The sequence below is a fragment of the Actinosynnema sp. NPDC053489 genome (genome assembly GCF_044544865.1).
In the GTDB taxonomy this organism is placed as follows: domain Bacteria; phylum Actinomycetota; class Actinomycetes; order Mycobacteriales; family Pseudonocardiaceae; genus Actinosynnema.
On the sequence record NZ_JBITXT010000004.1, the window covers coordinates 512,973 to 522,747 of the forward strand.

The window sequence follows — 9,775 nt, forward strand, 5'->3', positions numbered from 1 at the left end:
ACGTTGACGATGAAGACCCCTCCGATCGTCTCGCAGGCCGAGTGGGAGCAGGCCCGGCAGCGGTTGCTGGTCAAGGAGAAGGAGCTGACCCGGGCGCGGGACGCGATGGCGGCGGCGCGGCGGCGGATGCCGTGGCTGGCCGTGGAGAAGGAGTACGCGTTCGACACGCCACGCGGCCGGATGAGTCTGCCGGACCTGTTCGAAGGCCGCCGCCAACTCGTCGTCTACCGCGCGTTCTACGAGCCCGGGGTGTTCGGCTGGCCTGACCACGCGTGCCGCGGGTGCTCGCTCGTGACGGCCGACCAGGTCGGGCACGTCGCCCACCTGCACGCCCGTGACACGACGCTGGTGTTCGCCTCGCGCGCGCCGCAGGCCGACATCGAGCGGTTGAAGGCGCGGATGGGCTGGAAGATGCCGTGGGTCACCATGCTGGACGACTTCGACGCGGACTTCGGCGTGGACGAGTGGCACGGCACCAACGCGTTCATCCGCGAGGGCGACCGGGTGTTCCGCACCTACTTCATCAACGGGCGCGGGGACGAGGCCCTGGGCAGCACGTTCAGCTACCTCGACATGACCGCGCTGGGGCGGCAGGAGGAGTGGGAGGACTCGCCGGAGGGCTACCCCCAGACCCCGCCGTACGAGTGGTGGAACTGGCACGACGAGTACCGGGGCCAGGGTCCGGAGGAGGGCTGGCTGGACAAGATCGCGGAAGCGGAGGGCCACCTGATCCCGATCCGGACGACCGCGACGCACGACGACTGCTGCCACTGACCTGTCGCCACCGACCTCTCGCCACCCGCCCGGCCCGCCTCGCCGGGCCGGGCGGGCCCGAACACGGCCCACCCGCCTGGCCGGCCGCGATCGGGTGCGAACGGGGCGCCGGCACGACCGCGGTCGGTGGTCCCGGGCGCCGGCGAATGCGGTGGAAATATAGATTTCGGTAAACCGCTGCGGTATTCGCGTGGCGGGTCGCGGTGCTCCGGCGCCCGCCGGTACGGTTTGCCGGTGATCGCTCCGGAGTTCGTCGGGAAACAACTCGACCCGGTCGTGCTGCGCGTTCCCCGGGAACGGGTCGTCGCCTTCGCCCGGGCCATCGGCGAGGAAGCCGCCATTCACGTCGACCTCGACGCCGCGCGGGCGGCCGGTTTTCCGGATCTCGTTCTGCCACCCACGATGTTGTTCGGGCTGGAACTCGAAATCCGCGGCGAGGAGCTGTTGGTCGACATGGGCCTCGACCCGTTGCGGGTGCTGCACGCGGAACAGTCCTTCACCTACCACCGCAGCGCGCACGCCAACGAGGAGTTGCGGTTCCGGACCGAGGTCTCCGACGTCTACCGGCGCATGAACGGGAGATTGGAGTTCATCGTGCAGGAGACGACCGTGCACCGCGCCGGTGAACACCTCGTGGATTTGCGACAGGTGCTCGTCATCGAGCGGGAGGAGTCGGCGTGAGCACGCCATCGGCCGGTGACCGGCTGCCCCCGCACGAAGTGCCCGCGATCACCCGCGAGAAGCTTCGGGAATTCGCAGTGGCCTCCGGTGACGACAACCCGGTGCACCTGGACGACGACGCGGCCCGGCGGGGCGGGCTGGACGGTGTGGTGACGCACGGGATGCTCGTCATGGCCCACCTCGGCCGCCTGGTCACCGCATGGCCCGCCACACGCGCGCTGCGGTCGTTCAAAGCCCGGTTCACCGCCCCCACGCCGGTCGGCGCACGGGTCACCTGCACCGGCAAGGTCGCCTCGGTCGACGTGGTCGACGGCACGCCGTGCGCCCGCCTCCAGCTGACCGCCGCACGGGACGACGGCGTCACGGTGGCGCGCGGCGAGGCCGTGGTGGAGCTGGTGGCGCCATGAGCCGGTCCGTGCTGGTCGTGGGTGCGAGCCGGGGCATCGGCGAGGCGGTGGCGCGCGAGTTCGCGCGCGGGGGCGACCGGGTGGCGGGCACGCACCGCGGGTCCGGGGTGCCGGTCGAGGGCGTGTTCGCGGTGGAGCTGGACGTCGCCGACGCCGACCGGGTGGCCGGGGCCGTCGCCGAGGTGACCTCCCACCAGGGCGCGCCGGAGGTGGTCGTGCTGAACGCGGGCCTGACCCGCGACGGGCTGCTGGCCCGGATGCCCGAGGAGCACTACCGCGAGATCATCGAGGTGACCCAGCTCGGCGCGTTCCGCGTGGTCCAGCGGGTGCTGCCCGCCATGGCGAAGGCGCGCACGGGCTCGATCGTGCTCGTGTCGTCGGCCTCGGCCCGCGCCGGGTCACCCGGCCAGGCGAACTACGCGGCGGCCAAGGCGGCGTTGGAGGGGTTCGCGCGGTCGGTCGCGCTGGAGTACGGGCGGCGCGGGGTGCGGATCAACGTCGTCGCGCCCGGTCCCGTGGACACCGACATGGTGGCCGTGCTGACCGACAAGCAGCGCCAGGCGCTGGTCGACCAGGTGCCGCTGGGCCGCCTGGCCCGACCGGAGGAGGTCGCCGAGGTCGTGCGCTGGGTCGCGGGCTCGACCTACGTCACCGGCGCGACGATCCCCGTCACCGGTGGCGGCGCGCTCGGCTGGTAGCCGCTCACACCAGGTCGTTCTCCTGGGCGTAGATCGCGGCCTGCACGCGCGAGCGCAGCTCCAGCTTGGTCAGGATCCGGGACACGTGGGTCTTGGCCGTCGCGCCGCTGATGAACAGCTCCCGCGCGATCTGGGCGTTCGACAGGCCCCGGCCCAGGCAGCGCAGCACGTCCAGCTCCCGCTCGGTGAGCTGCTCCAGGCGGGGGTCGGCGGCGGACCTGGTCCTCGCCGGAGCCTCGGCGTAGGCCTTGATCAGCTTGCGGGTGATCTCCGGGCCGAGCACGTTCTCCCCCGCCGCCACCAGCCGCACCGCCTCGACCAGCCGCGGCGCGTCCACCGACTTGAGCAGGAAGCCCGCCGCGCCCGCGCGCAGGGCGGCGAACACGTACTCGTCCAGGTCGAACGTCGTCAGCACGAGCACCTGCGCCACGCCCTCGCCGTGCAGCGCCTTGGTGGCGGCGATGCCGTCCAGGCCGGGCATCCGGATGTCCATCAGCACGACGTCCGGCCGCAGCGCCTTGGCCTGCCGGATCGCCGTCGCGCCGTCGCCGGCCTCGCCGACCACCTCGATGCCCTCGGCGTTGCCCAGGATCAGCACCAGGCCCGCGCGCACGGCCGCGTGGTCGTCGACCACCAGGACCCGGGTGCTCACCGCTCCACCTCCGGCAGCGGCAGGACCGCGCGGACCCGCCACGAGCCGTCCGCGGGGCCCGCGGTGAGCGAGCCGCCCACCGCCGCCGTGCGCTCCTTCATGTTGAGCAGCCCGGTGCCCAGGCCACCGCCCGAACCGCCGTTGCGCAGCTCGTTCACCACCTCCAGCACCATCTCGGTGTCCGTGCGGCGCAGTTCGAGGACGACGTTCGTGCGCGGTGCGTGCTTCATGGCGTTGGTCAGCGCCTCCTGCGCGATCCGGTACGCGGTCAGGTCCACCGCGGCCGGCAGCGGCTCGGTGTCGTCGTAGTCCACCCGCACGTCCAGCCGCATGCCGCCCGCCTGCGCCGACTCGATGAGCCGGGACAGCTGGGCGAGCCGCGCGGGCGCGGTCGGCTCGTCGGGGTGGGTCACGTCCGCGCGCAGCAGGTTGATCATGGCACGCATCTCCTCCAGCGCGCTCACGCTGTTCTCCCGCACGGACCTGAGGACCACTCGCGTCATCGGGTCCTCGTCCTTCAGCGACAGCGCCGCCTCGGCCTGGATGGCGATCGCGGACAGGTGCCCGGCGATCACGTCGTGCAGGTCGCGGGCCATGTGCGCGCGTTCGGCGGCGACGGCCGCGGTCCGGTCCAGCTCGGCGATCTTGGCGAGCTGCCGGGCGTTCGCGCGCTCCACCTCGGCCATCCGCTGGTGCTGGCGCACGTTCGTGGCCCACCACACCGGGATGAGCAGGAACGGCAGCACGGCGAACGCGGCCAGCACGGTGGCCCGCCACCCCGGCACCAGCAGCACGGTGGCGGTGATCGTGCTGATGGACGTCATCACCGCGATGGGCACCATGTCGCGGCTGAGCCGGCGCGGGCCGTAGAGCGTGGCCGCGTAGAGCAGGTCGGCGTACACGACGAGCGTGGGCGTGCTGACCCCGATGACGCAGTCGATGAGCAGGAACGCCGTGCCCACCGCGAGGGCCGTGCCGGGTGCGATCCGGCGGAACGCCTCGACCGCGCAGACGCCGCCGAACAACAGCACGCGGACCCACAGCGGGATCTCGTCGTCGAGGCGGAACAACGGGTACAGGCCGGTGGCGAACAACACCGATCCGACCAGCAGCGAGCTGATCACGATGAGCGCGTCGTGCTGCCAGTCCGGCAACTTCCGCAGCCCGGAGACGACGCGACTTATTCCGGCGTGCACCGCGCGATCACAGCACACGCCCCCACCCCTCGCATCGGCCGAAGTGATGACCGCCGATCGCTCCGATCGCCGATGCCGCGCCCTCGGCCCGTTCGCGATGATGGTGTCACGGCAGGCGACCGGCCCGCCGACCACACCGGGAGGAGCGGATGTCACCATGAAAAGCGTGGCGGTAGCACTGGCGGTGGTGTCGGCATTCGCGCTGAGCGCGTGCGACCCGTCGGCCAACCAGACCTCCCCGGACAACACCGACGACGGTCGCACGACTTTGTTGTGCCACGTGGCCGACGGGTGGATGTCCGCGAACCCCGACGGGAAGAGCGAGGCGGCCAAGACGCTGGGCTCGGTGATCGACGACATCGCCGGGAACATGCAGGAGGGGTCGCGCACCGCGAAAGTCCTGGAGGCGGCCCGCAAATTGTTGTCCGACAATTCCCAGGACATCGCCGACGGTGCCGCGAAAATCAAGGAACTGTGCTGAGGGTGTGCCCGCGCCCGGCAAGGAGGACAAGTGGCTGAGGGCAAGGTCAACGACGGTCGGTGGGCCCCGTGGTGGGTGTACGTCGTCCTGATCGTGGGGTGCAACCTGATCAAGCAGTACTTCATCGGCGGCAAGGTGTCCGACGTCGCCAACGTCGCGATCACGGTGGCGATGGTCGGCGCGCTGATCTTCGTCATCACGGCGGTGTACCGGTCGATGTTCGCCACCCGGCGGCGGTGACGTCGACCGGGACTCGGCGGCCTCCCCTGGCCGCCGCACGGTAGGTGGGACGGGCGCCCGTCCCACCTACCCCGATGTCCGCCGCCGGGTCAGCGGGCCGCGACCCGGCGGTAGGCGCGCATGCTCAGCGGCACGAACACCGCCACGATCAGCAGCGACGCCAGCCACGCGTAGGCCAGCGCGTGGTCGTCGGGCCAGGACCCGGACGACACGTCCAGCCCCGGCACGGTGTTGCCGAACAGCCCGCGCACCGCGTTGATCACGGCGGTCAGCGGGTTCCACTCGGCGATCACCCGCAGCGGGCCCGGCATGGACTCCTCCGGCACGAAACCGGACGACACGAACGTGAGCGGGGTCAGCCAGATCAGGCCGGCGCTCTGCGCGGCCTCCGGGCTCGGCGAGATCAACCCGATGAGCGCCCCGATCCACGACATGGCGAACGCGAACGCCAGCAGCACCAGGAACGCCAGCACCGCGTCCGCGAAGCTGCCCCGCACGCGCCAGCCGATGAGCAGACCGCACAGGCACGTCACCAGCATCGCCACGACGCTCACGGCCAGGTCGGACAGCGTGCGGCCGACCATCACCGACACGCCGGACATCGGCAGCGACCGCAGCCGGTCGATGAACCCCTTGCGCAGGTCGGTCGACAGGCCGATGACGGTGAACGCGGAGTTGAACGCGAGGGTCTGCACGAGGATGCCCGCCAGCAGGTACTCGCGGTAGGCCGCGCCGCCGAGCAGGCCGCCGAACACGAAGCCGAACAGCAGCACGAACATCACCGGCTGCACCACCGCGGCGAACGCCCAGTCGACGCTGCGCCGCACGTGCAGCAGGTTGCGCCAGGCGATCATCCAGCCGTCGACGGCGACCTTGGTCACCACGGTCACGAGTCCTCCCCGTCGTCGGCGCGGTCGGTCAGCGCCAGGAACACGTCATCCAACTTCGGCCGGTGCAACGAGACGTCCAGCACCGGCACGTCGATCGCGTCGAGCCGCTTCAACGCCTCCACCAGCGTCTTCGGGCCGACGTGCACCAGCACGCGCGCCCGGCGCAGGTGCTCGTCCACCACCGGTTCCGCGGCGCCCACCTCGGCCAGCACGCGGGTCAGCGCGGGCAGGTCGGCGCGGTCGGCCACGACGATCTCCAGCCGCTCGCTGCCGACGCGGGACTTCAGCTCGTCGGCCGTGCCGCGCTCCACCACCCGGCCGCGGTCGATCACCACGATGGAATCGGCCAACTGGTCGGCCTCCTCCAGGTACTGGGTGGTCAGCAGCACGGACGCGCCGTCGTCGACCAGCCGCCGCACCATCTCCCAGGTGTCGAGCCGGGACCGCGGGTCCAGGCCGGTGGTCGGCTCGTCCAGCACGACGACCGGCGGCCGGGCGACGAGCGCGCCCGCCAGGTCCAGCCGCCGCCGCATGCCGCCGGAGTAGGTGCGCAGCAGCCGCGTGGACGCCTGCTCCAGCCGGAACAGCGCCAGCAGCTCCCGGGCCCGGGCCCGCGCGGCGGCGGCCTTGAAGCCGTACAGCCTGCCGACCAGGTACAGGTTCTCGTAGCCGGTCAGGCTCTCGTCCACCGCCGCGTACTGCCCGGACAGGCCGATGGACCGCCGCACGTCGGCCGACTGCGCCACGACGTCGTACCCGGCCACGCGGACGTCGCCCGCGTCGGGCCGCAGCAACGTCGTCAGCACCCGCACCATCGTGGTCTTGCCGGCCCCGTTCGGGCCGAGCAGGCCGAGCACCGTCCCGGTGGGCACGGTGAGGTCCACGCCGTCGAGGGCGCGGTGCGCCTTGTAGGACTTGACGACGCCTCGCGCCTCGACGGCTGCGGTCATCGTTGCTCCTCCGTGTGGTCGTCCGCCCCGGCCCGGACCCGGGGCGGGAACAGCGTCGAGCCCACCGGCGGGGGACCGCCGGGGCGGGGCTGCGGCGGCGCGTGCCGGCCGAGCGGCCCCGCGACCCGGGGGGCGATCTCGCGCGGACCCGTGGCCGGACCGCTCCCCTTCGCGGTGGTCCGCGGTCACGACCCCGCCGAGGGGGTCGGCGCCTCGGCCGGGACGCCGGGTCGGTCCCCGATCACGTGCGCGCCGCCGTCGACGTGGACGATCTCGCCGGTCGTGGCGGGGAACCAGTCCGACAGCAGGGCCACGCAGGCGCGGGCCACGGGCGTGAACTCCTGGTCGTCCCAGCCGAGCGGCGACTTGGCGTGCCACCGCTGCCCCTCGCGGCGGGCCGCCTCGTCGCCGCCGGGGCCGATGGCGACGGCGGCGGTGGTGCGCAGCGGGCCGGCCGCGACGAGGTTGACGCGGATGCCGTCGCGGCCCAGGTAGGACGCGAGGTAGCGGGCGCAGGACTCCAGCGCGGCCTTGGCCACGCCCATCCAGTCGTACTCGTTGAACGCCTGCGAGGCGTCGAAGTCCAGGCCCACCACGGAGCTGCCCGGCCCGAGCATCGGCCGCACGGCCCGCACGAGCCCCTGCAACGAGTAGGCCGAGACGTGCAGCGCGGGCGCCACGTCCTCCCAGCCGGCGGTGAGGAAGTTGCCGCCCAGCGCCTGCGGCGGCGCGTAGGCGACGGAGTGCAGCACGCCGTCGATGCTGTCCGCGTGCTCGCCGACCCGCTCGGGCAGGGACGCGAGGTGGTCGGCATCGGTGACGTCCAGCTCCACCACCGGCGCGGGTGACGGGAGGCGTTGCGCGAGCCGTTCGACCAGCCGCACCCGGCCGTACGCGGTGAGCACGACCTCCGCGCCCTCCTCCTGCGCGAGGCGGGCCACGTGGTAGGCGATGGAGTTCGGCGTGAGCACGCCGGTGATCAGCAGGGTCTTGCCCTTGAGCAGGTCCACGGCTCAGCTCTCCAGCACGTAGCCGTCGCCGGGGCGGTGACCCCGGGAGCGGCGCAGGTCGGCGAACACGAAGGTGCGCTGCAACCAGCGGTCCGCGCCGTCGTAGCGCGGGGTGAACGCCGACCGGCCGTGCACGGTGACCCGGTTGTCCACGATCGCCAGGTCGCCCGCGACGAGCCGCAACCCGTTGAAGGAGTTGTCGAACAGCTCGCCCAGCTCGGCCATGGCCGCGACCGCGCGTTCGGTGACCGGCCTGGTGGCCGCCTGGTCGACGCACAGGTCGGGGTCGTCGGGGTCGCCGTGCAGCACGGCCCGCGGCGGCACCTCGCCCGACGTCGTGCCGAACGAGGGCGGCGGCTCGGTGACGAACTCCGCCGACGACAGCGCCGCGCGGGCCTGCTCGCCGAGCTTGGGCAGCACCTGGCGGGAGCACACCAGCCGCAGCTCGGCGACGCGCTCGTGGTCCGGGCGCACGCACACGAGCATCACGAAGTCGGGCCGGTGCTGGTGGAACGCGTTCTCGGTGTGGAAGGTCAGGTGCACCGAGCCGACGTTGCCCTGCACCTCCTCGCGGCCGGGCACGGGCACCACGTTCTGCACCAGCGCGCCGGACTTCTCGGCGCGGAACGCGCCCGGGTCGCCCAGGCCGTGCGCCACGAGCACCAGCACGGCGGCGGACACCGTCGCCTCGCGCACCACCGAGCCCTCGGCCTTCGGCGTGGCGGGCAGGTTCGCCTCGTCCACGGGCAGGTTGCGCAGCAGCAGCGCGCCGCCCGTGCCCGAGTCGCGGCGGAACTCCTTGAGCGTGTGCCGCAGGCTCGCCGGCGCGTCCTCCCAGGCGCGGCGCGCGGCGGCGACCCACTCCGGGCTGTCGATGCGGCCGCCCGCCACCGGCAGCAGGCCGCGGGCGATCCGGTCGAGCCACTCGTGCTCGTCCGCGTCGAGCGTGGCGGTGGTCAGCGTGTCTTCGTTGGCCAACAACATGTCCCTCACCCCTAGTGGGTCGTCACCGGGCGGACCCGCCCGAGGTGTGCCGAGATCGCCCCGAGCAGGGCGGTCGGGTCGTGCCGGAAGTAGAAGTGCCCACCGTCGAACGCGCGGTGCTCGCGCAGCTCGCCCGACGCCGCCAGGTCCCGCCACGCCTCGCCGAGGTCGTGGTCCACGTCGGGGTCGGCGTCGCCGCGGTAGACGACGAGCGGGGTGCTCACCGGCGGCGGCGCGGCGGGCGCGTACCGCTCGATGAGCCGGTAGTCGGCCCGGATCATCGGCAGCAGCAGCTCCCGGAGGTCCGGGCTGGCCAGCGCCACCGTGTCGGCCGCGCCGGAGACGCGGGTGATCTCGGCGACGAGCGCGTCGTCGTCACGGGTGTGCAGGTCGTCGGGCACCCGCCGGTGCGGCGCGGGGAACCCGGAGGCCACGAGCAGCGCGGGCGGGTGGCCGCGCTCCTCGCAGCGCCGGGTGACCTCGTAGCCGATGGCCGCGCCCATGCTGTGCCCGAACAGCACCACCGGCCGGTCGAACAGCGGCGCGAGCACGTCGACGAGCGCGTCGGCCATGGCCGCCATGTCGTCCACCGGCTCGTCGACCAGGCGTTCCTCCCGGCCGGGGTACTGCACGACGCGCGTCTCGACCGACGCGGGCAGCCGCGCGCCCCAGTCGCGGTAGTAGCTCGCCGAGCCGCCCGCGTGCGGCAGGCACACGAGGGTCAGCGCGGCCGACGGCCGGGGCGTGCGCGTGCGCAGCCAGCGGTCGACGGCGGTGGTGACCGCCATGCGCACCTCCTTGTTCGTGGGTAC

13 protein-coding genes are annotated in these 9,775 nt (G+C 73.0%); 6 read left to right on the top strand and 7 right to left on the bottom strand.

Translation table 11 applies throughout. The features are described from left to right. The first annotated feature begins 9 nt into the window (after positions 1-9). The 4 genes from ACIGNX_RS12130 (at position 10) to ACIGNX_RS12145 (ending at position 2,560) form a co-directional block, all read left to right on the top strand. Complete coding sequence (locus ACIGNX_RS12130; protein ID WP_396539094.1) at positions 10-774, top strand: DUF899 domain-containing protein; 765 nt, start codon at positions 10-12, stop codon at positions 772-774. A gap of 234 nt (positions 775-1,008) precedes the next feature. Beyond that, entirely contained in the window at positions 1,009-1,455 is a 447-nt protein-coding gene (locus ACIGNX_RS12135; RefSeq protein WP_396539096.1) for a MaoC family dehydratase N-terminal domain-containing protein, read from the top strand. Continuing rightward, entirely contained in the window at positions 1,452-1,862 is a 411-nt protein-coding gene (locus ACIGNX_RS12140; RefSeq protein ID WP_396539098.1) for a MaoC/PaaZ C-terminal domain-containing protein, read from the top strand. Before ACIGNX_RS12135 ends, ACIGNX_RS12140 begins: the two co-directional genes overlap by 4 nt. Continuing rightward, positions 1,859-2,560 carry an SDR family oxidoreductase gene (locus ACIGNX_RS12145; RefSeq protein ID WP_396539100.1) on the top strand — a complete coding sequence of 234 codons (702 nt, stop codon included), beginning with the start codon at positions 1,859-1,861 and terminating at the stop codon, positions 2,558-2,560. Before ACIGNX_RS12140 ends, ACIGNX_RS12145 begins: the two co-directional genes overlap by 4 nt. Positions 2,561-2,564: 4 nt before the next feature. Here the strand turns inward: ACIGNX_RS12145 and ACIGNX_RS12150 are convergent, their stop codons facing one another. Further along, complete coding sequence (locus ACIGNX_RS12150) at positions 2,565-3,212, bottom strand: response regulator (protein WP_396539102.1); 648 nt, start codon at positions 3,210-3,212, stop codon at positions 2,565-2,567. Then, entirely contained in the window at positions 3,209-4,426 is a 1,218-nt protein-coding gene (locus ACIGNX_RS12155) for a sensor histidine kinase (RefSeq protein WP_396539104.1), read from the bottom strand. Before ACIGNX_RS12155 ends, ACIGNX_RS12150 begins: the two co-directional genes overlap by 4 nt. A gap of 28 nt (positions 4,427-4,454) precedes the next feature. Here ACIGNX_RS12155 and ACIGNX_RS12160 point away from each other — a divergent pair, with 28 nt between their 5' ends. Beyond that, entirely contained in the window at positions 4,455-4,889 is a 435-nt protein-coding gene (locus tag ACIGNX_RS12160; RefSeq protein WP_396539106.1) for a hypothetical protein, read from the top strand. A 30-nt stretch (positions 4,890-4,919) separates the two neighbouring features. After that, positions 4,920-5,129, top strand: a complete 210-nt coding sequence (locus ACIGNX_RS12165; protein WP_396539108.1) for a hypothetical protein — start codon at positions 4,920-4,922, stop codon at positions 5,127-5,129. 89 nt (positions 5,130-5,218) lie between these two features. Here ACIGNX_RS12165 and ACIGNX_RS12170 read toward each other — a convergent pair whose 3' ends face one another. From ACIGNX_RS12170 to ACIGNX_RS12190, 5 genes are all read right to left on the bottom strand, one after another. Next, positions 5,219-6,019: an ABC transporter permease gene (locus ACIGNX_RS12170; protein ID WP_396539110.1), complete on the bottom strand. Its 801-nt coding sequence runs from the start codon at positions 6,017-6,019 to the stop codon at positions 5,219-5,221. After that, complete coding sequence (locus ACIGNX_RS12175; protein WP_396539112.1) at positions 6,016-6,969, bottom strand: ATP-binding cassette domain-containing protein; 954 nt, start codon at positions 6,967-6,969, stop codon at positions 6,016-6,018. Before ACIGNX_RS12175 ends, ACIGNX_RS12170 begins: the two co-directional genes overlap by 4 nt. A gap of 185 nt (positions 6,970-7,154) precedes the next feature. Then, positions 7,155-7,979 (bottom strand): enoyl-ACP reductase FabI, encoded by an 825-nt coding sequence (gene fabI, locus ACIGNX_RS12180; protein WP_396539114.1) that lies wholly within the window; start codon positions 7,977-7,979, stop codon positions 7,155-7,157. A 3-nt stretch (positions 7,980-7,982) separates the two neighbouring features. After that, entirely contained in the window at positions 7,983-8,963 is a 981-nt protein-coding gene (locus ACIGNX_RS12185) for a TauD/TfdA family dioxygenase (protein ID WP_396539116.1), read from the bottom strand. 11 nt (positions 8,964-8,974) lie between these two features. Continuing rightward, positions 8,975-9,751: a thioesterase II family protein gene (locus ACIGNX_RS12190; protein WP_396539118.1), complete on the bottom strand. Its 777-nt coding sequence runs from the start codon at positions 9,749-9,751 to the stop codon at positions 8,975-8,977. Positions 9,752-9,775: the final 24 nt, after the last annotated feature.